The sequence below is a fragment of the Elizabethkingia sp. YR214 genome, assembly GCF_003058195.1.
Lineage (GTDB): Bacteria > Bacteroidota > Bacteroidia > Flavobacteriales > Weeksellaceae > Elizabethkingia.
This window is the reverse complement of sequence record NZ_QBUH01000009.1, coordinates 1-24,175: the sequence shown is the minus strand read 5'-3', so window position 1 is coordinate 24,175 and position 24,175 is coordinate 1. Positions and strand designations below refer to the sequence as shown.

The following is a 24,175-nucleotide window of genomic DNA, read 5'->3' as shown; positions in this document are numbered from 1 at the left end:
ATACCCAACATGTCTATACAGAAAAACTACGAAGAAATTATACAATCTTTACCTACAAATGTGAAACTGGTTGCAGTATCCAAAACCCATCCTGCTGAGGCTATCCAGGAGGTTTACAATCTTGGACAAAGGGTTTTCGGAGAAAATAAAGTTCAGGAAATGGTTGCCAAACAACCTGTACTTCCTAATGATATCCAATGGCACCTGATCGGACATTTGCAAAGCAATAAAGTAAAGTACGTTGCAGAGTTCGTAGATACTATTGAAAGTGTAGATTCTGAAAAGCTTTTAGAAGAAATTAATAAGCAGGCCGCAAAGCACAATCGTAAAATCAAGGTTCTTCTTCAGGTAAAAATAGCGGAAGAAGATTCAAAAACCGGAATGGAAGTTTCAGAAACCAAAGAGCTTTTTTTGAAATATATCCAAGGGCATTTTGAAAATATAGAAATCACTGGCCTTATGGGAATCGGGACTTTTACAGATGATACAGAACAAACCAAAAGAGAGTTTCTATTTCTGAAAAGACTTTTTGACCAGCTTTCTATTCAGAAAAAACTGGAAACTCTATCTATGGGAATGAGTGGTGATTATCAGTTGGCTATTGAATGTGGCTCTACTTCTGTAAGAATAGGTTCTTCTATTTTCGGAGCAAGAGATTATAATATTTAGAACCTGCTTCGATATTCTAAAGGCTTCGATAGCTCGTCATGCTCTCTATAAACTCAGCTCAGTCTGGCTAGACTATAAAAGAATATCAATCATAAAACTTAAACAGGCTCTTCATAAAGAAAATGCATTTTCTTACAAGATATATTTTGTGAGAAAATGCACTGAAAAATAAGGGTTGAACATAAACTTAGTACTAAGAAAAGTCTGAACATGAATAGTCTTTTGGAATTTATCCGCTCCCTTACCGAATTTTCAGATGAAAGTTGGGAGATACTCCAGCCCGCGCTAACGGCAAAAAAGTTCCGTAAAAACGAATTATTATTACAGGAAGGACAAACCTGTACTTCATTATTCTATATTGAAAAAGGCTATTGCAGAAGCTTTTATGACATCAACGGTGTAGACAAAAACACCGAGTTTTTCTTTGAAAACGAGATTGCAACCAATATTGACAGTTTTGGCAATGGTCAGATATCAGCATATAATATTATTGCAGGAGAACCACTAACGGTTATTGTCTTTGATAAAGCCAAACTTTATCAGGCAGCACAGGAATGTCGGGAAATAGAAAATCTGGGGAGGCACTGTGTCCGATTAATCGCTACCAAGCAGGAAAAATTTGCTACCCTATTCCAACTATATTCTGCACAAGAACGCCTGGAATATATTGAACAAAAGCATCCTGAAATGGTGCAGAGAATTTCACTCTCTCAGCTAGCATCTTTTCTGGGAGTTGCAAGAGAAACCCTCAGCAGAATACGCAAACGGAGAACCACCGGCTAATTTTGTGACAATTGTCACAGGTTATACTTCTCAATATTTTTGACATTTGTCTCTACAAAAAGACATTATGCAAAGATTACAAAAGATCAGTTCTGAAACGAATATTATTACTTGGTTCGAAATTCCTGTAAATAATACACAACGCGCGAAAAAATTTTACGAAACAATTCTGGATATTGAAATGACATCTCAATTTATTGCAGAAACGAATGAAACCCTTACCTTCTTCCCTTATAATCCGGAAGTAATACAAGCGACATCCGGCAGAGTAACGGGGGTATTGACAGAGTCTGAAAACAGTTCTCCATCTGCTAACGGAACGGTAGTATACATTAATGCAAGTCCCAACCTTCAATCTGTTCTGGATAAAGTCCAACCCGCAGGTGGAGAACTAATCTCCCCTGTTATAAATATTAAAGCCGGACTTATTGCATTTATACTGGATTCTGAAGGAAATAAAATAGGTCTTCACTCGGAAATATAATCAAAAGTTCAATTTATGTTACACCAATGCTTTGGTATTGGTATATGGTCTTGTCAGAGTTTTGGAGCTTTGCCAAGGCTTTTATTTATTAACCCTCTGTCTGCCTTTATCACATTGATTTTTTTGTATTTTAGTTACCTACAAAACATCAATATGAATTTTGAAATACTAAAACACAAAATAGAAATTGCTACTAAAAAAGCATTCTTAGAAATATATGAAAAAGCAGGATCAGAAGGCCTTTATGCCTTTGCTCTCTATAGCGATGAAGGTGCTATGACCGTTTGTCCTTCTGCAAATACCCTAAAACATCTGGAAAAGACTCCTACAAACGATGTCACCTATTACAAATTTGAACCAGCAGAATGGAAATATGAAATGCAGGGTGCAGATCAGGAATTCAACGAAATTAGTACCTTACTAAGAGAAGAACTGGACAAACATAGTGATGATGACGATTGGTTTTTAGATTTTCAGGACAAACTTTATGAAACCTGTGTTGAAGTATTGGAAAAATTAAAACAGGAAAATTTCTTCACACAGATCACCGGAAAAGAAGTATTTCTAACCTTTACAATTTCTGATTATGAGATTAACAGTAAGTATATCAGGAATCTAATTTCCCGATTAAACGATAATCATTATAAAGCAGAATTTTATCAGTGGATGAAATCCTGGGGAACCTACAAATCTATACAGGAGCTTCAGAATCTTTTGGATAGTGATAAAATAGTTACCGAACAGCACGTCTACCCTTTTGTTGTTAAGCCTTCTACCCGAGAGCTTACCTACCAACTTTTGGATGAATACAATAAGACAGATCTATTTCCAAAGGAATTTTACACCATTGAGAAAGCGGCCGAATCTAATCTGGTAAACTGGCTGGTCTATCCTACAGAACTTAATGCATTTCCCGACGAGCTGGAATACCTGCAACGGGTAAGTATCGATTCGGACAAGGAAGATGATGATTTTCATTATGAAGTTTTCAGATACAGAATAAACGAACCTCACTGGGCTGCTGAAAATGGTTGGATGCTGGGTATTGTAGGACCTTATTACAACGGAAGTTTACCATACGACTATCCTGCTGCAACTTTTAGCAGAACAGACAGTACAACAGACAAAGTAACTCCGGAAGACGAAGCACTGTGGGTACATCAAAATATATTTTTACAGGATCACGGTTAATTTGGTAATTCCTGACATACTGTTGTCTTTTTACTATATTACTTTTGCAGACATAAAACTAAGTATGATTCCTTTAACAGATAAAATATATCTTCTGGAAAAATTCAGCGGAAAAGGTGGATGGACTTTTGTAAGACTCCCTGAAATACCACCAGGTCAGAATACGCCGTTTGGTTGGGTAAAAGTGTGCGGAACAATTGACGACTATGAGATTAAAAATTATAATCTGCAACCGATGGGAAACGGTCGTTTGTTCCTGCCAATAAAAGCTGAAATAAGAAAAAGAATAAAAAAACAGGAAGGAGATTATGTACATATTGTATTATATGAAGATCATAATCCCTTTGAAACCCCTGAAGAGCTAAAGCTTTGTCTTCTGGAAGAGCCTTATGTATATGATCAATTTATGACTTATACTGATGGTGAAAAGAAAACAATCACAGAATGGATATATGCTGCGAAATCAGAACAAACTAAGGCAGAACGGATTGCAAAAGTCATTATTGATATTATTGATAAAAATCCCCGGTACTAAGCCGGGGATACTTTTAGAAACTTTTCAAAAGTCTCTCTGATGACCAAATTTTTTCATCATACAAAATCTGATTCATCGTTTGTTTTTGTTGTATAATTCAATTTATGATATGATCCTAAATCTTATTGCTTTGAACCATTAAAAATGTAAGTTTTATCCTGTGCTGAGTTTTTCTCGGTACTTACATTAAGAGATTTTGTATCAATAAGATATGCTACACTCCCTTGTTCATCACTTCCTACAACACTCGCCCCTACAGGGTTAGCAACCTTTATGGTTTTTGTCGTATAACCTGAATAGGCTTCTCCCGATTTTGGTGTTACCTTTACACGGGAATCATCTACCTTACTAACTATAACAACGGCGTTATAATATTTTATATCAGGATTTTCACCATCTTCAATAGTTCCTTTAAAAGTTCCTACAACAGGATCTATACTACCAGACGGGTTATTATCTGAATCATTACTGCTTTTACAGCCAATAAAAAATAGACTAGTACCTAATACTAATGCTGCCCCAAGCACTAGTTTCTTAATTCCATTTTTTTCCATAATTGTAAATTTTAAATTTTTATTTTAGTTTAATATTCAATGTGCCCTGTTCTATTCCTGTTACATATTCATCTTTCACTATATCCTTGCTTTTTTCTTGAATTTTAGACAGGAGATTTTCTGTAGATCCACTATACAATAATGTTATAGCAGATTGTTCAGCATTAAATTTCATTTGGCTTTCAGTGACTCCATCTATGCCCTGTATAAGAGTATTTAGTTTTTTTACATAAGCAAGATTTCCGCCTGAAATCAGAATAGTAGTTTGATTGCCTGTTGTTTTGGATTTCCCTTTTTTACCAAATAAGGAAAGAATTCCTCCTCCGGTTTTGGCAGCTCCTTCAGTAGTATTAGCAGCCCGGTTCACCTGATTGGCTATATTGTCTATTTTATCAAACAGACTTTGTGCCTGTGTTAGAGAGATGCTCATTAGAGTAAGAGCAATACTCAAAAAAAATGTTTTTTTCATCTCGATAATTTTGTTATTTAGTTTCTGGGGTCTTACGATTGGTCATAACAAAATTATATCCCCATAAGTGGGGATACAATACCTATTTATCGGCTTTTTGCACCTCCTAACATTAGGAGGTTGCTGAAAAATTAAATGAGCTTTTCTTGCACCAGCAGCATTAAAAGCTCTGTGGTGTTTTTCACTTCGAATTTTTGCAAGAGATTTTTGCGATAGGTATCTACTGTAAAACGGCTAAGAAACAATTCATCGGCTATAGTTATAGTAGTCTTTCCTTCTGCCAACAACTGAAGAAGTTGTTTCTCCCGACGGGTGATAGAAGGCAATACCTTTCTTTTATGTTCCGGAAATTGCGCCGCTGCCATAACTTTTTTTGCTTCACTACACAATACAATTTCACCTTTCAGTACCTGTTTTATTCCATTAAGCAACTCATCAGCAGAAGCGCTTTTCAACAAATAACCCGAAGCTCCGTTTTGTAAGAGTTGTAAAATAATACTTCTTTCTGCCTGATTACTGAATCCTACAACAATTGTCTGCGGAGCGATTTCTTTTATTGTTTTACAAAGATCAATGCCATCCAGGTCGGGTAATATTATGTCCAGTAATATAATATCTATGATCTTTTGTTGTAGATAAACAAGCAGATCTTTGCCTTTTGTGAAACTTATAATATCCTTACCCGCTTTATTTTCTTCCAAAAGCGACCTCACGCCTTCAGTAACAATAGGATGATCGTCTACAACTGCTATAATACTTTTCATATCAAATATTAAGTTCTATGTTAATTGTGGTTCCCTGATGAATAATAGAATCTACATCCATCTTTCCTTTCATATAGTTTACGCGATTTTGGATATTGCTCCATCCCAGACCTTTTGCATTTTGAATATTATCAGAATCGAATCCGCAACCATTATCCTCTATTGTGATATAAAAGCGTTTGTTTTCCTGGATGCATTGTAAAAGAATCTTATTTGCCCCACTATGCCGGATGGCATTAGACAAGAGTTCCTGAATGATACGGTAAGTATTAACTTGGCTGCTAAGCGGATTTATTTTTTGAATCCCGGATGACTGAAACTCTATCAACATATCTTCTCTTGTCATAGAAATGCATAAATCGTGTAAAGCAACTTCCAGTCCTGATCTTAGCAATGCCTCCGGCATCAGGTTTCGTGAGATATTTCTAAGTTCATTTATAGAGTTTTCCAATTGTAATATAACATGGTCTATTACTGGTATGCTTTCTTTTTTCTGCTGTCCAGATAACTTTAGTTTAATTCCGGATAAAGCACCTCCTAATCCATCATGCAGATCACGAGCCACTCTTTCCCGTTCACGTTCCTCACCTTCCAGCATGGCCTGAGCCATTTTAAGCTGTTGCTGGTTTTCTACTTCCTTCAGCTTTTGTGCATTATGCTTTTTATTATTTTTAACTAAATAAATTAAAAATGCAATAATGAGAAGAAATATAATAGATCCTATACCTAAGAGCCAATTCAATAATTGTTGATTCTTATTCTGTAAAAGAGTTTGTTTTTTTTCCGACTGAAGCATTGCTATCTGTTTTTCTTTTTCAGAAGTTTTGTATTTAGTTTCCAAATCATGTACTTCAACTATAGTCTTCTCACGTTTGATACTGTCTTCATATACAGTATATTTTTTCAGATACTGATAGGCTGTTTTATAATCTCCCAAACGCCTTGAATATTCGGAAACCTTCTTAGCAGCAGCTAAAGCCGATTCATCAAATTTCTCGGCAATAGCTTTTTGATGAATATCTTTTGCAATTTCTCTAGCTTGTACATAATCTCCTTTTGCAACTGCAATTTCTTCCTTAGCCCAGTATACATCATAATAATGGTATTTTGTATTGAATTTATGATATTCTATAAAGGCTTTATTCAGCATCGCTTCAGCCTCTTTAATTCTATTTTTTTTAGCATAATATTTAGCTCTGTAGGCATAATATCTTCCAAAACTAATCATCGGGATATCTATCTTGTCAATGTTTACTTTTGCTTTATCAAGATATTCTCCCATTCTGTTAATGCTATCCATATTGTACAATACAGTAGCTCCGGTTAAATAAAAATGTGCTTTCAAGCCAGGTTCTCCCTTATATTTTTCCAGTAAATAGAGACTCCTTTGTAAATAAGAATATGCTTTTTCATATTCTCCCATATCGAGAAAACTATGAGCAATGTTATGTAGCATAGCACTTAATAATTTATAATCTTTTATTTTTTCTAATCTGGGTAGATTAGAGATCAGTAATTCTGTAGACTTTCTTATAGCCCCACTGGCAGAATATGTAACTGCCAAACTATTGGTTGCCGGAACAATAAGCTTTATAGCCTGCGGAGAATTATTACCTTTTAGTTGTGTAAGTACTTTATTGCTATAAAAATATATACTGTCTTTATGCATAAGCCCTGTATGCAAATAATTAATAGTTTGGTCTGCATAAGCTTTATAAAGTATAAAAGAACCTCGGTGGGCTAATGCACGTGCTTTATAAGCATATGTAAAAGCTCTGGCAGAATCATTTTGCAAAAAATATCCCTTAGACAGTTTTCCCATAACAACAATTCTGGAAGTATCACTTTTAGCAACCTTCAGAACTCGCAATAAACTGTCTGTTTTTTTATAATATTGTCCAGAGATATTTATCTGCAAGAAAGTGAAAAGGATAAAAATTATAATCCTTTGTACTGCACTATTCCATTTATATTTTATGATCTTCATAAAAATTGCCATTATCCAAATTTCTCAAAAACATATGAGACTAAAAATACCTAAAATTAGGAGGGTAAAATGTAATAATCAGATACAAAATTATTTAACAGCCCTACTTTCCCAACTCAAAAGCATTCCGTATCTTTGCTACTATGCAAAAAATTCTTATTGTTGAGGATGAAAAGGCTATTTCTGGCGTTTTATCCAGCATTCTTGAAGATGAATGCAAAGGTTATGATATCGTAGTTGCTGAAGATGGTTTGGAGGGATTCAAACTAATCGAGAAGGACGATTTTGCCTTAGTTATTTCGGATATTAAAATGCCGAAAATGGCGGGTAATGAACTATTAGTGAAAGCTTTGGAAATAAAGCCTGACACTACATTTGTTATGATATCCGGCCACGCAGACATCGATACTGCTGTAAAATGCCTGAAAGATGGTGCTTATGACTTTATCTCCAAGCCTATTGATATCAACAGACTGATTACCAGCGTAAGAAATGCCCTGGACAGAAAAGTACTTCAACACCAGAAGAATGTTTTGCTTACTGAAAACAAACAGCTTAAAAGAAGAATTACCAAGAAATATCAAATGATTGGTGACTCTGAAGCTTTGAAGCACATTCAGGAAATGATTGAAAAAGTAGCACCTTCCGATGCACGTGTACTAATTACCGGACCAAACGGAGCCGGAAAAGAATTGGTGGCACATGCAGTTCACGATCTTTCTGAACGTGCAAAAGGTCCTATGATCGAGGTTAACTGTGCTGCTATTCCGTCTGAACTTATTGAATCTGAACTTTTCGGGCACGTAAAAGGATCTTTTACCGGAGCTATAAAAGACAAGCAAGGTAAATTCGAACTGGCTAATACCGGGACTATATTCCTGGATGAAATTGGTGATATGAGCCTTGTTGCACAAGCTAAAGTTCTTCGTGCATTGCAGGAAAGCAAAATCTCACCTGTCGGAAGCGATAAAGAAATAAAAGTAGACGTACGTGTAATTGCAGCTACCAATAAAAATCTTCAGGAAGAAATAGAAAAAGGAAAATTCCGTGAGGACCTTTACCACAGACTTTCTGTAATTGAAATTCGTGTTCCTAAGCTGGATGACCGTAAAGATGATATCCCTCTTTTGGTGGAGCATTTTTCAAAGATCATTGCGGACGAGCAGGGAACTGCTAAAAAGAATTTCAGCGATGAGTCTATTGAAGCATTACAGAATTTTAGCTGGACCGGAAATATCCGTGAGTTAAGGAACGTTGTTGAAAGATTAATCATCTTAGGCCAAAGCCCCGTTACGGCAGACGACGTCTCCAAATTTGTAAAAAAATAATTTATGAAATTTTTAAATCAAAAATATACGCGGGATTCTCTGAAGCTCGCGTTACCTGTTATGATCACACAGCTCGGACAAGTTTCGGTGAACTTGTTCGACAATATGATCGTAGGTAAACTCCTTGGTGCACAGGCCCTGGCATCTGTATCTTTGGGGAATGCCACCTTCTTTTCGTTCTTCGTATTTGCGATGGGATTTTCCTATGCAATACCTCCACTGGTATCCGAAGCACACTCCAGACTAGACCATGATAAAATTAATAGTGTATTCCGTCATGGTTTTGTCATTAATCTGGCAGTAGGACTTCTTATGATGCTTGGTATTCTGCTTGGTATGCCACTGCTCTATCATATGGATCAACCAACTGAAATCATTCCGGATACCATACATTTCTTAACCATTATGGCATTCAGTATGATTCCATTCATGGTATTCCAGACATTCAGAGAAGTTTCAGAAGGTTTATCTTTTACTTTAGGAGTAACCAAAGCAACAATTATTGCCAATATCCTGAATATTGTTCTGAATTATATACTGATTGAAGGTAAACTTGGTTTACCAGCTATGGGAGTAAGGGGATCTGCTCTAGCAACACTTATTGCCAGAATATTTATGGTGGTATTCTTGTACATTGTATTGTACAGAGATCCAAGAACTTCTCAATACATCAAAGCTTTTCACCTGAAAATTGCAGGATTTTCTAAAAGCATATTCAATACAATGCTGAAAATCGGTTTCCCGACAGCTTTGCAATTATTCTTTGAAGTAAGTGCTTTTGCAGGTGCAGCTTTTGTTTGTGGACTGGTTAGTTCAACTGACATTGCGGCTCACCAGATTGCATTATCCATGGCATCTTTTACCTTCAATCTATGTGTTGGATTTAGTGTAGCCTCTACAGTTATGGTAGGAAGAAAATTGGGAGAAAGAGACTTTGTAGGCCTTCGAAATGTAGGAATCAATAATATAAAAATTTCATTCTTGTTTATGATTGTTTGTGGGCTAGCCTTTATTCTGGGCAGAAATATACTTCCACATTTCTTCGTACAGAACGATGATATCAATGTAATGACGTTAGCTTCCAAGCTGCTTATTATTGCTGCTTTGTTCCAGCTTTCAGATGGTATTCAGGTGACTTGTTTAGGATGTCTTAGAGGTATTCAGGATGTAAAAGTTCCAAGTGCTATTACTTTCGTTGCATATTGGATCATTACAATTCCATTAGGGTATTTCCTATGTTACACCCTTAAAATGGGAGCGTTCGGAATGTGGATTGCATTAGGCTTAGGACTTACTATATCTGCCCTATTCCTGGTTGCCAGGTTCCTTAGACTAACGAACAGAAAAATACTAGCTGCAAAATAAATATTGCTACAATATATAGATTTTCATAAGGTTGTCTGTTTAGGCAACCTTATTTATTTTATGCAACTTTACATCCAATTATAATAAATCTGATTAGGTAACTTTACAAAAAAGTCTATAGTTAGAGAATTAAATAGAAAAGTTGTTTGTTACCACGATGAATACAGTATATTTGTAACAAACCCTTTACACTATAAAATGAAGAAAAGTATACTATCCATTTCCTTTTTTATTTCTCTTATTGCTTGTTCAGACAGAACAGAAGGAATATCTGAAAATAAAGAAGAATCTAAGCCTCCTTTTGCTAAACTTAGTCTAAAAACAAAAGAATCAGAAGCTAATATTTTTGACGTTGTAAACTTCTATCTTGAACCAACCGTAAAAGATCAGAATGTGTCTATATATGACCTGAGAATGTCTTATGATTCAATAGTTGTAAAAACAAAAGGTGAAGATAAAGGAGTCGTTATACTGAATGCGAAGGAGAATTCTTTGAAACTGATGCTAACATGGTCCAATTATTATTACCTTCCAGAAACCAGTACTACATATCTGTATGGCTATAAAGGCAATAAAGTTGTCTTAAAAGATTCTGTAAAGATAAATATAAAGAATAGCAAAAATTTCCTGAATACAAACTGGAAAGAATTTAATCCAGAAGCTATAAATACAGGATATTCTAATATAACCAAACCCTATTCATTTTCAATCCGCAAGCAAAAAACTGATAATATTCCGTCTATCACACTGTATAATCACTGGAATATTCCAAATAGTTCGGATAATCCATTTTATACAAAGCAAAATAAAGATATATTAAAGAACTATATTACCAAACTATATTCAAAACCCACATATACTGTTGAAGCAGAAGGTTCTTTAGATCAAAAATTTGATGATCATTTTTCAGCTAGGCTAAATGGAGAAAAAACATTAGCAATATGGATAACCCCTACTTCTAAGATCGCATTGATGGAGTACACAACATTTTCATCAAATGTTGATTATAAAATTTATGCTGAACCAGTTAATAAATAAATCAAAATGTATACTGTACAGGAACATACTGTTAATGGAATAAAAGTTGCAGAACTGAACTCCGACAAAGTGCTAATTCAGCAAATGCAGGATGGATTAGACCTTTTGGCAGATCTTTATTATCAGGGCTTCGATAAAATTATTATCAGGGAACAGAATATTACATCCGACTTTTTTGATTTGAAAAATAAAATGGCAGGAGATATTCTTCAGAAGTTTTCTAATTATAAAATGAAACTTGCCATTGTTGGCAATTTCAGCTATGAAAGTAAGAGCCTGAAAGATTTTATTTATGAATGTAATAAAGGTAAATTAGTTAACTTCGTTAACACGCTGTCCGATGCTTTAGCATAAAGCATATAAAGATTTTCGGATGGTTATATTCAAACAAAATACAGTATTATGCAAGTAGATATCCGAAAATTAAGCTTAGACGATTATGATGAGCTTGTAGAATCCATGCAGGAGGCTTATCCCGATATAGAGGATAATACCTGGGCAAAAAGAAATATTCAAAAACTAACGTCTATATTCCCTGAGGGGCAATTGTGTATTACTGTAGATGGTAAATTAGCAGCTGCGGCACTTTCTATAATGGTACAGTACGAATTATTCGGAGATCAGCATACTTACGATGAGATTACGGGAAACGGAACCTTCAATACCCATAGCAACAATGGTAATGTTCTTTATGGTATAGAGGTATTTGTTCACCCTGAGTTTCGATCCCTGCGACTGGGACGTAGATTATATGATGCCAGAAAAGAATTATGTGAAATTAAAAATCTGAAGTCAATTATTATTGGCGGTAGAATTCCAAATTACCACACCCACAGTAAGGAACTTACACCACGTCAGTACATTAATAAAGTCCGTAAAAAAGAAATTTACGATCCGGTTCTGTCTTTCCAGCTTTCCAATAACTTTTCTCCTATTAAAATACTGAAAGGTTATCTGAAAGGTGATACTGAATCCGAAGAATATGCTGTTTTATTACAATGGAATAACATCTATTACACGCAGAAGCAAAATACAATGCTGGATAGTGTAATCCGTATTGGTCTGGTGCAATGGCAGATGCGACAATTCAGAGATATTGAGGCATTTTATCAGCAGGTAGAATTCTTTGTGGATGTAATCAGCAATTATGAATCCGACTTTTGTGTTTTCCCGGAATTATTCAACACTCCCCTTTTGGCAGCATATAATCATCTGAATGAAAGAGAATCCATGGAGGAACTTTCAAAACTGACTGCAGAGATTGTAGATAAAATTGCGGAACTTGCCGTAAGCTATAACGTCAATATCATATCAGGCAGTATGCCGATACTTGAAAATGGGAATCTCTATAATGCCAGCTACCTTCTCCATCGTGACGGAAAGCGAGACGAATACCGAAAAATACACATCACTCCTAACGAGCGAAAATACTACGGTATGTTGGGTGGAAATGAAGTAAAAGCCTTCGATACCGATTGTGGTAAAATTGGAATAATGGTATGCTACGATGTAGAATTTCCGGAACTTTCCAGAATCCTTGCAGATCAGGGTATGAAGATATTATTTGTACCTTATCTTACCGATACTCAAAATGCTTATACCCGTGTAAGAGCCTGTGCCGCTGCCAGAGCAATAGAAAATGAGTGCTATGTTGCCATTGCGGGTTGTGTAGGAAACCTTCCTGGTGTAAGCAATATGGATATACAATTTGGACAGGCTGCGGTATTTACACCTTCAGACTTTGCCTTCCCTTCCAATGCTGTAAAAGGAGAAGCTACTCCGAATACTGAAATGACATTAATAGTAGATGTAGACCTTAATCTGCTAAAAGAGCTTCACCATAATGGTGCTGTACAAATACTAAAAGACAGAAGATCGGATCTTTATGATGTTACTATAAAAGATAAAGAAAATTTATAGTTCAAAGTATATTTATACTAAAGCTATACTATATAAAAAGCCCTGTCAGAAATTTCTGACAGGGTTTATATTTAATATTAAACGAGTTTTAGTTAAGTTCTCTTTTTTTAGTTCTGTTAAAGATCCAGAAGATAATTGGGAAAATGAGCAATGTAAGTACAGTTGCCGAAACCAACCCCCCGATAATTACAATTGCCAGCGGCTTCTGAGATTCAGAACCAATACCTGTAGACATCGCAGCCGGCATTAGTCCTATAGAAGCCATTAGAGCTGTCATAACTACAGGACGGGTTCTTACTTTCACCCCTTCCAGAATAGCTTTATCTATATGGAAGCCTTTCTTTACATTACTATGGAATTCGGAAATAAGAATTACACCATTCTGAATACAAATTCCAAAAAGTGCTATCATTCCTACCCCTGCAGAAATTCCGAAATTCATACCTGTTACATGAAGTGCGATGATACCTCCAATAAGTGCAAATGGTACGTTAGCTAATACTAGTAATGAATCTTTCATATTCCCAAACAGGATAAATAAAAGGAAGAAAATCATTATAATACTGATAGGTACAACTTGCCCTAAGCGTTTAGACGCACGTTGCTGGTTTTCGAATTGTCCAGTCCAGCCGATAGAATAGCCATCTGGAAGTTTTATGGAAGCCACTTTTCTCTGTGCATCGGCTATTGTACTTCCTAAGTCACGGTCTCTGATCGAAAATTTGATTCCAATATAACGTTTGATATTGTCCCTATAAATAAAGGCAGCTCCATTATCTTTAGTAATATCACTAATAGCCTTCATAGGAATAAGCGTTCCATCCTGACAAGGCACCATCAGTTTAGCAATATCCTCTTCCGACTTACGGTATTCCGGGGCGTAACGAAGTCTTATATCAAATTTACGTTCTCCTTCATAGATTTGTGAAGCTGTTTTACCTCCAAAAGCCATTTCTAAAACAGATTGCGCATCAGCCGGCATTACACCATATTCCGCCATCTTATGTCTGTCCAGTACAACACTTACTTCTGGCTGCCCTATATTTTTGATAATCCCCGGTTCTCTTACGCCCTTCACTTTGCGGATCTCTTTATAAACTTCTTTGGCCAAACGATCTAAGGTTTCCAGATTGTCACCATAAATCTTAATCCCGTTTTCAGCTTTGAAACCTGCTACTGCTTCAGCAACGTTATCTGAAATAGGTTGTGAATAATTATATGTAATTCCCTGGAATTTCTTTAGCTTAACATTCATCTCATTGATGAGTTCGTCATAAGTAATCTTACGTTTCCATTCTTCACGAGGTTGTAAGGCAACAGCAAATTGTACGAAGCCAAAACCATTAGGGTCAGTACCATCATTACTTCGCCCTGTCTGGGAAAGAACTCCAGTAACTTCGGGAAATGAAGCAATAACTTTTTTCAGTTCATTGGTCTTTTTCATAGACTCTTTCAGTGATGTACTCATCGGTAATTCTGCTGTTACCCATAGTGAGCCTTCATTAAGGGTTGGCAAGAATTCCGTCCCAAGAAATTTTCCCGAGAAAATAGTTACCACCATTAAGGAAATCGCTGCAATAAGACTTATTTTTTTATTTCTGAATGCAAACGTAAATCCTTTTTCTACAATCCTGTCCCAGAAAGATACAAATGGATTATGCTTTTCGCGCACATTCTTATTCAATAAAATATGCATAAGTACAGGAACCAATGTTAATGTAAATAACAATGCTCCCAATAATGCAAATCCAAGAGTATAGGCCAATGGAGAGAACATTTTCCCTTCTACCTTCTGGAAAGAGAAAATAGGAATTAGCGAGGTGATAATAATAAGCTTTGAGAAGAAAATAGCTTTCCCCAAACCTGTTCCGGTTTGCTTGATCCAACCTCCTTTTGCCAATTTATTAAAGCGCTCCATTCCATATCTTTTGGCTTTGTGATCTAACATTACAAAGACGCCTTCAACCATGACGACAGCACCATCGATAATAATACCAAAGTCTACAGCTCCCAATGAAAGAAGATTTGCACTCATCCCTGCTATTTTAAGACATAGGAATGCAAACAACAATGATAGCGGAATAATAATAGACACGATAACAGTTGTACGCCAATCGGCCATAAAGATCAATACCATTACTGTTACCAATACAATTCCTTCAAGAAGGTTGTGCATTACTGTACGAGTCGTGAAATCCATCAGATTATCACGATCATAGAAAGTGACCAGTTTCACATCTTTAGGTAAGGTTTTACTATTCAGTTCAGCAATTTTTGCTTTCAGTGCTACCAGAACTTCACGTGGATTTTCTCCTTTCCGCATAACCACTGTACCCGCTACCACATCATCTTTTCCGTTTAATCCGGCCTGTCCTACACGTGGCATAGAGCTTTCTTTTACTTCAGCAATATTCTTTACCAATACAGGGTTTCCGTTATTAGTCTCAATTGTAATATTGCCTATATCTTCTATTGTTTTTACAAGACCAATTCCTCGTACTACGTAAGATTGTCCGCTTTTTTCTATAACATCTCCACCTACGTTCAGATTACTCTTGGTTACAGCATCATAAACCTGTAAAGGAGTAAGACTGTATTTTTCCAATTTTACCGGATCAATACTCAGTTCATAAACTTTATCTTGCCCTCCGAATACGTTGATATCCGCCACCCCCGGAACACCGCGTAATGCACGGTCTACAACCCAGGTCTGTAAAGTAAGTAACTCCCGGGAATCTCGTTTCGGGCTTTCCAGTGTATAACGGAATATTTCCCCTGTGGGGCCGTAAGGTGGTTGTACTTCGGGAGCGACATCATCCGGAAAACTTAGTGTTCTCAACTGGTTGTTGACCTGGTTTCTGGCAAAGGTATCATCTACTCCGTCATCGAAAATAATTTTGACAATGGACAATCCAAACATGGTGGTACTTCGTACACTGGTTTTCTTCTGCACCGGACTCATTGCAAGCTCTATAGGTGTTGTTACAAAACGCTCCACTTCTTCGGCACTTCTACCATTCCATTGTGTAATGATCGTTATCTGGGTATTGGTAACATCTGGAAAGGCTTCAATTGGCATATTCCTGAAACTTACAATACCTGCTATAGCCAAAATCCCCACCCAGATAAAGGTGAAAGCCTTGTTCTTGATAGAAAATGCTATTATATTTTTAATGAACTTATTCATTCAATTCAGATTTAATATTTCTTATTTACTCTTTTAATGATCTGTAAATAAGTAACTGATTATTGGTTACAACCTTATCACCTTCATTCACTCCTTCAGCTACATAAGTTTTATCTCCGGTCTGTCTCAGTATTTTTATTTCACGAACTTTTATATTACTCTGGGATGCAAATAATACAACAAAGTATCTGTTATCGTCAAAGATTACCGCAGAAGTAGGTATCGCTACTGCTGTTTCATTCAGCGTATTATTTACTTTAATTGTTGCTTTACTATCTGGTACCAAAAGTCCTTCCGAATTATCCAAAACCACTCTTGCCTGCATAGCATTGGTTTGCGGATCTATAATTTTAAATATCTTGTCAATTCTACCATGGAAGACTTTATCAGGATAACTTAGCGTCGTGATCTCTGCCTTCATCCCAAGATCTATTCGGTCAATATCAGTTTCATTGATGTTAACTAATGCCCAAACATCTTTTGTGTTGGCCACGTCGAAAATATTGTCCGAGCGGTCACTTCTAAGCTGCATATCTTTATTAATATTCTTTTGTACGATATAACCATTGATTGGAGATACGACAGAGTAAATATTGCCATTCTTTACGTTATAGATTGTACTAACAGCTTCCGCACGCTTTAGCTGATCCTGTGCTTTTGTAAGTTCGCTTTTGGCTGTCAAAACTTCATTTCTGGTATTCAATTTTCCTTCATAAAGTTCCTGGGCTACTCTCAGTTTATTTTTTGCCTCTGCCAAATCTGTTTTAGCATCACTAAGGTCTTTCTGAAAACCTGCCACTTCTGTACTTCGTATTGTAGCCAGAACCTGACCTTTGTGTACATAATCTCCTAGTTCAGCATTTACTGTCAGTACATTACCTCCTACCAAAGGATAAATATCTATATAACTGTTTCTGTCAGCGGAAATTTTACCAAAGAAACTCATTTGTTCTTTAATCTGTTCTTTTTGGGCTTCACCAAGGGTTGTAGACTGCATCATCTCCTTGCTTATTTCAAAGCCTTTTACAATACTCTCTTTTTTCTGAGGCTCTTCCTTGCTGCACGCAGCAAGTATTGAGATTGTCAATAAGCCTGTAATTATCTGCTTCATATACTAGTAAAAGATTTTGGATTGTGTTAAACGATTGATTTCTTCAGCGGATGTTATAATATGTTTCTGGATTTCATAGATCTGCAAAATACTTTGCTTGTAACTCTCCATAAAATCGGTGAACTCTATAAGACTGATATTACCTTTTCTGAAATTCTTCAGAATTCCATTATATACAGTTTCCATATCCTGCAAGTCCTGAGGTTTCAAGGAAAAATATTGCTGATATTGATTCTTCCATGTCTGATATGCAGTATCTACTTGTGAGACAAGTTCCTGCCTCAACCTTTCTTCAGTTTTTTTGTTTTCCTGAATCTGATATTCTGCTTTCATCTGATTTCCTTTATTTTTATTCCACAGCGGAATAGGAATACCAAAGCTAAGTGCCAACTGATTATCGAAAGCAGCTCCTCTTTGTGTCCAACGGGTACCTATAGTAAGGTCCGGTACACTAAGTGATTTTTGCCATTTTAAATTGAGTTCACTACTCTGCGTAATTTTTTTAGCGGTCAAATAATCGGCATTATTTTCCAATGCTTTTTGCTGCAATTCGGAAATACTTATCAGCGGCTGTTTTTCCAGCTGTTGATTCATATTATCGTCAGAAAGTTCCGGAAGAACTTCTGTATCACTGCCTGTTAATAATTTCAGTGTTTGCTTTTGCTGAATAATATTATTACTAACCTCTATTTTATCATTCTGTACATTGATAACCAATGCCTGAAGCCTTACCATATCTTTCAGAGATACATTCCCTTTTTGGGTCTGAACTTTATAAGCATTCAGCAAATCTGTAAAATACTTTAACTGAACATCCAGACTTTCTTCTTTTTTTTGCTCAAAAAGAATATTATAAAAGGTACTTCTAAGCTGAGAACGAAGATCTACGAGCAGTCCCTGGAACTGCATTTCTGCAATTTCTTTATTCGACCTGGCAAAAGCGACTTCATTTTTTCTTTTTCTTCCTAATACAAAAAGTTGTTCTATTCCCACTTCCTTAGCTCCGGTGCTGCCAATATGAAAAATCTTTTTATTTTCAGGGTCTATTGCGTTAAGTTCAACAGACAAATTAGGGAGATCCCATATTTTTGCCTGAATAATATCCGCTTCCGCTTCGCTAATATTATACTGAGCAGCAATCAGTTGCAGATTATTCTTTTGAAAGGACTCTTCGCATTCTTCCAATGTCATCCGCTGCTGACTGTATACAAAAACGGATGTCATTAGAAAAAACGGAATACATTTTTTCATGCTATACTTTTTAAACATTACAAAAATGTAATTCCTATTTTAAAACAATCTTAATTTAAGCTTAAAATAAGCTTAAAATTATTTATTTATCGAATGTGTAGGAAATATTAAAGTGAAAATATTCTTATTTGAATCTGCAGAATAAGAAATATTTGCCTGGTGATATTCCAGGATACGTTGTACAATTTTTAATCCCAGTCCGGAACCATTGATATTCTGTGAATTTTTGCCTCTTATAAAAGCTTCAAACAGTTTATTACGGTCTTCATCAGAAATAACAGGGCCATTATTTTCCATAATAACGTGGAGCTCATTATCATTTTCATGTATAGAAACAGATACTTCTGAATTATCACTATATAAAACAGCATTTTTGAACAAGTTGATAAAGACAATCTCAAGTAACGACCTTATTCCTCTTACAGCTAATGTTAATTCCTCATTTTCATCAATCTTAAAATCAAGATATAGCTGAGGATAAGTCTTTAGAACGACTTCATAGGCATCAAAAATAATTTCGTCAATACGTTCTTCTTTAAAAATTTGTTGAATATTTTCTCTGTCAAATTTTGTAAGCAGAATAAGTGAGCTCGTTAAATCAGATAACTGATGGATATCCTTTGTAACATTTTGTAACGTAGTTTTGGTATCTGGCTGGATATCACTTTTATTACTTAGATTTTCTAATTGAAATGTAATTCTCGTTAATGGTGTTCGGATTTCATGTGATGCACTTGCTGTAAACTCTTTCTGTGCTTGAAAAACATCATTAATACGAATCATCATCGTATTAAAAGCTCTTGCCAGAACACTAATCTCATCTTCAGATTTGTTTTCTTCCAGTTTGGTAGTAAGCTTATGAGCTGTAATTTCTGTAATCTGCTGAGTAAATTTGTCTAAGGGAGTCAAAAGCTTTTTAACAAAATTATAACTGAAAACCCAGACAAATACAGTCGTAATAAGATATGTTATAATTAATACATATTTTAAGAAATCCAATTTAAGCTGCCCTGTTCGGTCACGCGCAGTTACCAGAATATAATAAGCTTTATCCCTTATTTTTACATGAGCCCCTAGTAACTCCTGATCTTTATTTTGAACGTGGACTTCACTTGTCTGATCCAATTGATACAGTAAACCTTCATCCCAGGTAATATTTTCGTCTTTAACAGTACTATATATAAGTTTCTTGTTGCTATTGAAAATTAATGTTTCATCATGAAACAATTCATCCTCAATTTCATCGACTTCGAAATTGGCCCCCTTAACATCAACATTTTCATTTTTTAAAATAAGCTGTATTGTAAATTCCAGCTTATTATGCATTCTTTCCAGAAATTTTTCTTTTCTGAAATCATAACTGGTATAATAAATAATGACCATTACAATTGCAAAAATCAAAGAATATGCAATACTAAAATTAAATGCTATTTTACGTTTTAATGTCATTTCAGACTGGCAAGATAATATCCGAATCCGGGACGAGTATGGATTAGTTTATGCTTAAAGTCTTTATCTATTTTCTTTCTTAGAAAATTAATGTAAACCTCAATAGTATTATTGGTTGTCTGGAAATGATTCTGCCATACCTGATCCGATATATGTTGCTTGGACAGAGTTCTTCCATTAGCATCAGCCAAAAGTTTTAATAGTTGGAACTCTCTTACTGTAAGGCTAATTTCATTGCCTGCTCTGTAAACTTTTCCATCAGCAGGAAGGATTTCAAGATCATCAATAATAATCTTTTCATCCTCTTTTTTAGGAGCCTCTCTTCTTCTTAACAAAGAATTTATTCTCAACAGGAGTTCCTCAAGTAAAAAAGGTTTTACAAGATAATCATCTGCTTTACGTAAAAAGGCTTCCTTTTTATCTGAAATATCATCGTAGGCAGAGATAATAATAATTGGAGTATTGGGATCAGTATCTCTTACAATTTGTGTAGCTTCCAGTCCGTTTATTTTTGGTACATTAATATCCAAAAGATAGATATCATAAGCCGCCCCGGTAGTTTTCGTCAGAAATTCCTCTCCATCAGATGATGTCTCACACAAAATATCATTAGACGCTAAGAAAGTTGAAATCTCTGATGATAATACTAAATCATCCTCCAAAAGTAATACTCGCATTGAAAGTCTTTTTTACAAATTTATAAAATAACATTGTTACTATTCCTATTTTGTAAAATTATACAAAATAAGCTATCGAATACAGAGATAGTTTTTCCCAATGAATATACTTGCTTTCCCTTTACAAAACCTTTAAATTTGTATAGAAATTTTTACGAAAAATGAATTCTAAAATTAATCATAATGTTATTTTTCAGGAACTTGGTGTATTGGATTACCAGTCTGCATGGGACTACCAGGAAAAGCTTCTGAAGAGTAATATAGATATAAAAATAAATAACAGACAACTTCAGCCGGAAGATACAACAGAAACAGAAAACCATCTGCTTTTTGTTGAACATCCGCACGTTTATACATTGGGGAAAAGCGGGCACGAAGAAAATATGCTTGCTAATAATGATATGCTGAAAGAAATAGATGCAACTTATGTAAAAACAAATCGTGGCGGAGACATCACCTACCATGGCTATGGCCAGATTGTAGGCTATCCTGTTCTGGATCTTGAAAATTTCTACACAGATATTCACCGTTATATGAGAGAGCTGGAAGAAATTATCATCCGGACTATTGCCGAATATGGACTAAAAGGAGAACGTTCTCCAGGGGAAACAGGTGTTTGGCTGGATGTAGGCAAACCATATGCTCGAAAGATTTGTGCAATGGGCGTGAAAGCCAGTCGCTGGGTTACAATCCATGGCTTTGCATTAAATGTAAATACAGATCTTCGCTATTTCGAATATATTATTCCTTGCGGTATAAAAGACAAACAGGTAACATCTCTTAAAAGAGAACTGGAAAGGGAGGTAGATATTGAAGAAGTAAAATTAAAAATCAAAAAACATTTTCAGGAAGTCTTCCAAACTGAATGGATTTAATCTATATATAAATGTAAGAATTCCTGTCTCTGAAAATTCTGACTTTTGGAGTTTTATACCTAATTGTAAATGCAAGCGTAATTTTTGGGGCACATATTGATCCAAAAATATTCAGTTTCCAGAATCATCAGAAAATAACATTTATCCTTATGCATTCATTTAGTAAAAAAAGAGGTTAAACCCCATAATATCAGTAAATATAAAAAAGTAGATCTGCTATAAATTGTAATTTCGAAAGCTATAGATTTACTATTTAATGACGATATAATAATATTAAATACCATTATTTATTTCATTTCTAATTCTTTTATTCTTTTTAGATTATAGTTTTATACTCCCCTGATTAATAATTATTTTGCAAATACTTGAACTATTTATTTAGAATTTTTAATTATATTTTTTTCAAAAAAAAGCTCTCTAAATTAAATTATTTGCAACAACTATTTTTTTGATTATATTTGTAAAATATAGAAAAAGTAATTATGGCAGAATATAAATTATTACTTCCTTCAATGGGAGAAGGTGTGATGGAAGCGACGATTATCACATGGTTGTATAACGAAGGCGACACTGTAAGTGAAGATGACTCCGTTGTAGAAATTGCAACCGATAAAGTTGATTCTGATGTTCCGACTCCTGTTTCCGGTAAAATTGTAAAGATTTTAAAACAAAAAGAAGAAGTAGCAAAAGTTGGCGAAGCTATCGCTATTTTGGAAATTGCCGGGGAAGGAAATGCTGATATTACTGCAGAAGCTTCGGTTGCTGCAACTGCAACTGTTATTGAGCCAGAAGTAGAGAAAGAACTAATGCAACCTATTGCTGCACAAACTGTAGCTACAGATTCATTATCTGGTACAGATTTATATCTCTCTCCTCTTGTGAAATCTATTGCACAACAGGAAAATATTACTGAAGCTGAACTTAAGTCTATTAAAGGTTCCGGCCTTGAAGGCAGAATTACAAAAGAAGATATCTTAGCATACCTTCCAAACAGAGGTAATGCAGCAAATACTACAACAAGTACACCAGCTGCTCTAGCTGCTAAAAGCACTCCGGTACCTGCTCCGACATCTACAATCCCTGTTGCTGCAGGAGATGAGATTGTTCCAATGGACAGAATGCGAAAAATTATCGCAGAAAATATGGTGAAAGCTAAGCAGATTGCTCCACACGTAACTTCATTTATTGAAACTGATGTTACAAATGTTGTAAAATGGAGAAACAAACATAAAGCCGCTTTCGAAAAACGTGAAGGTGAAAAGCTAACTTTCATGCCAATTTTCATAAAAGCAGTCGTTAAAGCTATTCAGGATTTCCCATTAATCAACGTTTCTGTTGATGGTGATAAAATCATTAAAAAGAAAAACATCAATATTGGTATGGCTACTGCCCTTCCGGATGGTAACCTTATTGTTCCGGTAATTAAAAATGCAGATCAGCTTTCTCTTTCTGGTTTAGCAAAGGCAATTAATGACCTGGCTTACAGAGCAAGAAATAAAAAATTGAGACCTGAAGATACACAAGGTGCAACTTATACGATATCTAATGTTGGAAGTTTTGGAAACTTAATGGGTACTCCTATTATTCCTCAGCCACAGGTTGCAATTTTAGCTGTTGGTGCTATTGTTAAAAAACCTGCTGTATTGGAAACTCCTGACGGAGATGTTATTGCAATCAGAAACCTTATGTTCATGAGTCACTCTTACGATCACCGTGTAGTAGATGGTTCTTTAGGTGGAATGTTCCTAAAGCATGTTCATGACTATCTTCAAAATTGGGATCTGAATACAGAAGTCTAAAATCAAAACAATACATTATAAAAAAATCCCCGATAATATTATCGGGGATTTTTATTTATGCTCCAGGTTTATGTTTATGTGGTTTTAATTCTGGATGCTTTGGCTTTACTTCTGGTGTTACCCTCCTTCTTCTATCCGGAGTTCCATCTGGCTTATTAGGCTTAGGTCCGGGTTTAATAAATTTTGTAGTCATAACTTTAAAATTGAATTTGTTATACAATCAAAGGTATGGCGACATTATTATATTATTTTGAGGATAGCCATAAACAAGTAATAATATTTATCTGTATAATTAATCTCTGAGAATCCTATAAAAATAATTTTTCCTTATCCTAATCAGTATACCCGATTCTCACGGATTAGAGTTATAATAATAAACTTGAATATATATAATTTATAATCAGGCAGTTATTAGTCGTAAGTTTTTAAGTTTTATGGTTATTATAATTTTATAGCATTAAGTCTTACAACTTACATGTTTACAATAATCACTATAACTTATGTAGCTATTCCATTCACTTTGTATTCAGTATTAGCTGTTTGGCGTCAAGAATAAAAAGTGACAGGTGGTAGTGATAATTGATAAGTAATAATTGACAAGTTTGTAATAGGTTAATGAGAAGTGATAAATTGGTGATAGTTCATAAAAACGAAAAAGCCTCTGCATTACTATGCAAAGGCTTTTCAAAAATAAAAACTGGCGGCGACCTACTCTCCCGCGTTAGCAGTACCATCGGCG

The 24,175-nt window shown here is 35.3% G+C and carries 22 protein-coding genes; 12 read left to right on the top strand and 10 right to left on the bottom strand.

The features are described 5' to 3' along the window. The first annotated feature begins 9 nt into the window (after positions 1–9). The 5 genes from C8J95_RS15820 to C8J95_RS15800 all read left to right on the top strand — a co-directional run bounded on the left by C8J95_RS15820 (position 10) and on the right by C8J95_RS15800 (position 3,662). Positions 10–669: a YggS family pyridoxal phosphate-dependent enzyme gene (locus C8J95_RS15820; RefSeq protein ID WP_107809707.1), complete on the top strand. Its 660-nt coding sequence runs from the start codon at positions 10–12 to the stop codon at positions 667–669. 210 nt (positions 670–879) lie between these two features. After that, entirely contained in the window at positions 880–1,452 is a 573-nt protein-coding gene (locus C8J95_RS15815) for a Crp/Fnr family transcriptional regulator (protein ID WP_107809706.1), read from the top strand. 67 nt (positions 1,453–1,519) lie between these two features. Further along, entirely contained in the window at positions 1,520–1,936 is a 417-nt protein-coding gene (locus tag C8J95_RS15810) for a VOC family protein (protein ID WP_107809705.1), read from the top strand. 153 nt (positions 1,937–2,089) lie between these two features. Next, complete coding sequence (locus tag C8J95_RS15805; RefSeq protein ID WP_107809704.1) at positions 2,090–3,127, top strand: DUF4303 domain-containing protein; 1,038 nt, start codon at positions 2,090–2,092, stop codon at positions 3,125–3,127. A 64-nt stretch (positions 3,128–3,191) separates the two neighbouring features. Further along, the gene (locus C8J95_RS15800; protein ID WP_107809703.1) at positions 3,192–3,662 is read left to right on the top strand and encodes a YdeI/OmpD-associated family protein; all 471 of its coding nucleotides are present in this window, start codon (positions 3,192–3,194) and stop codon (positions 3,660–3,662) included. Between the two features lie 122 nt (positions 3,663–3,784). On the opposite strand, the gene C8J95_RS15795 is transcribed toward C8J95_RS15800, so the two are convergent. From C8J95_RS15795 to C8J95_RS15780, 4 genes are all read right to left on the bottom strand, one after another. Further along, complete coding sequence (locus tag C8J95_RS15795; RefSeq protein ID WP_107809702.1) at positions 3,785–4,216, bottom strand: hypothetical protein; 432 nt, start codon at positions 4,214–4,216, stop codon at positions 3,785–3,787. Positions 4,217–4,235: 19 nt separating this feature from the next. Further along, positions 4,236–4,685, bottom strand: a complete 450-nt coding sequence (locus tag C8J95_RS15790) for a hypothetical protein (RefSeq protein WP_107809701.1) — start codon at positions 4,683–4,685, stop codon at positions 4,236–4,238. Positions 4,686–4,816: 131 nt separating this feature from the next. Then, the gene (locus C8J95_RS15785; RefSeq protein ID WP_107809700.1) at positions 4,817–5,449 is read right to left on the bottom strand and encodes a response regulator transcription factor; all 633 of its coding nucleotides are present in this window, start codon (positions 5,447–5,449) and stop codon (positions 4,817–4,819) included. Position 5,450: 1 nt separating this feature from the next. Further along, positions 5,451–7,436, bottom strand: coding sequence for a sensor histidine kinase (locus C8J95_RS15780; protein ID WP_107809796.1), 1,986 nt, complete (start codon positions 7,434–7,436; stop codon positions 5,451–5,453). Between the two features lie 143 nt (positions 7,437–7,579). Here C8J95_RS15780 and C8J95_RS15775 point away from each other — a divergent pair, with 143 nt between their 5' ends. From C8J95_RS15775 to C8J95_RS15755, 5 genes are all read left to right on the top strand, one after another. Then, positions 7,580–8,764 (top strand): sigma-54 dependent transcriptional regulator, encoded by a 1,185-nt coding sequence (locus tag C8J95_RS15775; RefSeq protein ID WP_034867613.1) that lies wholly within the window; start codon positions 7,580–7,582, stop codon positions 8,762–8,764. Between the two features lie 3 nt (positions 8,765–8,767). Next, the gene (locus C8J95_RS15770) at positions 8,768–10,129 is read left to right on the top strand and encodes an MATE family efflux transporter (protein ID WP_107809699.1); all 1,362 of its coding nucleotides are present in this window, start codon (positions 8,768–8,770) and stop codon (positions 10,127–10,129) included. 198 nt (positions 10,130–10,327) lie between these two features. Further along, positions 10,328–11,167, top strand: coding sequence for a hypothetical protein (locus C8J95_RS15765; protein WP_255412841.1), 840 nt, complete (start codon positions 10,328–10,330; stop codon positions 11,165–11,167). A 6-nt stretch (positions 11,168–11,173) separates the two neighbouring features. After that, positions 11,174–11,521, top strand: a complete 348-nt coding sequence (locus tag C8J95_RS15760; protein ID WP_107809697.1) for a DUF4180 domain-containing protein — start codon at positions 11,174–11,176, stop codon at positions 11,519–11,521. A 48-nt stretch (positions 11,522–11,569) separates the two neighbouring features. After that, positions 11,570–13,087: a carbon-nitrogen hydrolase family protein gene (locus tag C8J95_RS15755; RefSeq protein ID WP_107809696.1), complete on the top strand. Its 1,518-nt coding sequence runs from the start codon at positions 11,570–11,572 to the stop codon at positions 13,085–13,087. A gap of 88 nt (positions 13,088–13,175) precedes the next feature. Here C8J95_RS15755 and C8J95_RS15750 read toward each other — a convergent pair whose 3' ends face one another. The 5 genes from C8J95_RS15750 to C8J95_RS15730 form a co-directional block, all read right to left on the bottom strand. Next, a complete protein-coding gene (locus tag C8J95_RS15750; RefSeq protein WP_107809695.1) occupies positions 13,176–16,274 on the bottom strand; it encodes an efflux RND transporter permease subunit in 3,099 nt (1,032 codons plus the stop codon). A 25-nt stretch (positions 16,275–16,299) separates the two neighbouring features. After that, positions 16,300–17,385, bottom strand: coding sequence for an efflux RND transporter periplasmic adaptor subunit (locus C8J95_RS15745; protein WP_107809694.1), 1,086 nt, complete (start codon positions 17,383–17,385; stop codon positions 16,300–16,302). A 3-nt stretch (positions 17,386–17,388) separates the two neighbouring features. Then, positions 17,389–18,636 (bottom strand): TolC family protein, encoded by a 1,248-nt coding sequence (locus C8J95_RS15740; protein ID WP_107809693.1) that lies wholly within the window; start codon positions 18,634–18,636, stop codon positions 17,389–17,391. 78 nt (positions 18,637–18,714) lie between these two features. Next, on the bottom strand, positions 18,715–20,085 hold the full coding sequence (locus tag C8J95_RS15735) for an ATP-binding protein (RefSeq protein WP_107809692.1): 1,371 nt from the start codon (positions 20,083–20,085) through the stop codon (positions 18,715–18,717). Further along, a complete protein-coding gene (locus C8J95_RS15730; RefSeq protein WP_078779963.1) occupies positions 20,082–20,762 on the bottom strand; it encodes a response regulator transcription factor in 681 nt (226 codons plus the stop codon). The genes C8J95_RS15735 and C8J95_RS15730 overlap by 4 nt, the downstream gene beginning before the upstream one ends. A gap of 161 nt (positions 20,763–20,923) precedes the next feature. Between C8J95_RS15730 and lipB the strand changes: the two genes are divergently transcribed. Both lipB and C8J95_RS15720 read left to right on the top strand, forming a co-directional pair. Continuing rightward, positions 20,924–21,637 (top strand): lipoyl(octanoyl) transferase LipB, encoded by a 714-nt coding sequence (gene lipB, locus C8J95_RS15725; RefSeq protein WP_059322596.1) that lies wholly within the window; start codon positions 20,924–20,926, stop codon positions 21,635–21,637. Positions 21,638–22,119: 482 nt separating this feature from the next. Then, on the top strand, positions 22,120–23,436 hold the full coding sequence (locus C8J95_RS15720; RefSeq protein WP_107809691.1) for a dihydrolipoamide acetyltransferase family protein: 1,317 nt from the start codon (positions 22,120–22,122) through the stop codon (positions 23,434–23,436). Between the two features lie 55 nt (positions 23,437–23,491). Here C8J95_RS15720 and C8J95_RS18810 read toward each other — a convergent pair whose 3' ends face one another. After that, positions 23,492–23,629: a hypothetical protein gene (locus C8J95_RS18810; RefSeq protein ID WP_168189527.1), complete on the bottom strand. Its 138-nt coding sequence runs from the start codon at positions 23,627–23,629 to the stop codon at positions 23,492–23,494. Positions 23,630–24,175: the final 546 nt, after the last annotated feature.

Excerpts from the sequence above, each read along its gene's own strand:
- C8J95_RS15820 (WP_107809707.1), top strand. The coding sequence starts at position 10 with ATGTCTATACAGAAAAACTACGAAGAAATTATACAATCTTTACCTACA.
- lipB (WP_059322596.1), top strand. The coding sequence starts at position 20,924 with ATGAATTCTAAAATTAATCATAATGTTATTTTTCAGGAACTTGGTGTA.
- C8J95_RS15780 (WP_107809796.1), bottom strand. The coding sequence starts at position 7,436 with ATGAAGATCATAAAATATAAATGGAATAGTGCAGTACAAAGGATTATA.
- C8J95_RS15745 (WP_107809694.1), bottom strand. The coding sequence starts at position 17,385 with ATGAAGCAGATAATTACAGGCTTATTGACAATCTCAATACTTGCTGCG.
- C8J95_RS15785 (WP_107809700.1), bottom strand. The coding sequence starts at position 5,449 with ATGAAAAGTATTATAGCAGTTGTAGACGATCATCCTATTGTTACTGAA.
- C8J95_RS18810 (WP_168189527.1), bottom strand. The coding sequence starts at position 23,629 with ATGACTACAAAATTTATTAAACCCGGACCTAAGCCTAATAAGCCAGAT.
- C8J95_RS15760 (WP_107809697.1), top strand. The coding sequence starts at position 11,174 with ATGTATACTGTACAGGAACATACTGTTAATGGAATAAAAGTTGCAGAA.
- C8J95_RS15730 (WP_078779963.1), bottom strand. The coding sequence starts at position 20,762 with ATGCGAGTATTACTTTTGGAGGATGATTTAGTATTATCATCAGAGATT.
- C8J95_RS15740 (WP_107809693.1), bottom strand. The coding sequence starts at position 18,636 with ATGAAAAAATGTATTCCGTTTTTTCTAATGACATCCGTTTTTGTATAC.
- C8J95_RS15720 (WP_107809691.1), top strand. The coding sequence starts at position 22,120 with ATGGCAGAATATAAATTATTACTTCCTTCAATGGGAGAAGGTGTGATG.
- C8J95_RS15800 (WP_107809703.1), top strand. The coding sequence starts at position 3,192 with ATGATTCCTTTAACAGATAAAATATATCTTCTGGAAAAATTCAGCGGA.
- C8J95_RS15795 (WP_107809702.1), bottom strand. The coding sequence starts at position 4,216 with ATGGAAAAAAATGGAATTAAGAAACTAGTGCTTGGGGCAGCATTAGTA.
- C8J95_RS15770 (WP_107809699.1), top strand. The coding sequence starts at position 8,768 with ATGAAATTTTTAAATCAAAAATATACGCGGGATTCTCTGAAGCTCGCG.
- C8J95_RS15790 (WP_107809701.1), bottom strand. The coding sequence starts at position 4,685 with ATGAAAAAAACATTTTTTTTGAGTATTGCTCTTACTCTAATGAGCATC.
- C8J95_RS15735 (WP_107809692.1), bottom strand. The coding sequence starts at position 20,085 with ATGACATTAAAACGTAAAATAGCATTTAATTTTAGTATTGCATATTCT.
- C8J95_RS15755 (WP_107809696.1), top strand. The coding sequence starts at position 11,570 with ATGCAAGTAGATATCCGAAAATTAAGCTTAGACGATTATGATGAGCTT.
- C8J95_RS15750 (WP_107809695.1), bottom strand. The coding sequence starts at position 16,274 with ATGAATAAGTTCATTAAAAATATAATAGCATTTTCTATCAAGAACAAG.
- C8J95_RS15815 (WP_107809706.1), top strand. The coding sequence starts at position 880 with ATGAATAGTCTTTTGGAATTTATCCGCTCCCTTACCGAATTTTCAGAT.
- C8J95_RS15810 (WP_107809705.1), top strand. The coding sequence starts at position 1,520 with ATGCAAAGATTACAAAAGATCAGTTCTGAAACGAATATTATTACTTGG.
- C8J95_RS15805 (WP_107809704.1), top strand. The coding sequence starts at position 2,090 with ATGAATTTTGAAATACTAAAACACAAAATAGAAATTGCTACTAAAAAA.
- C8J95_RS15765 (WP_255412841.1), top strand. The coding sequence starts at position 10,328 with ATGAAGAAAAGTATACTATCCATTTCCTTTTTTATTTCTCTTATTGCT.
- C8J95_RS15775 (WP_034867613.1), top strand. The coding sequence starts at position 7,580 with ATGCAAAAAATTCTTATTGTTGAGGATGAAAAGGCTATTTCTGGCGTT.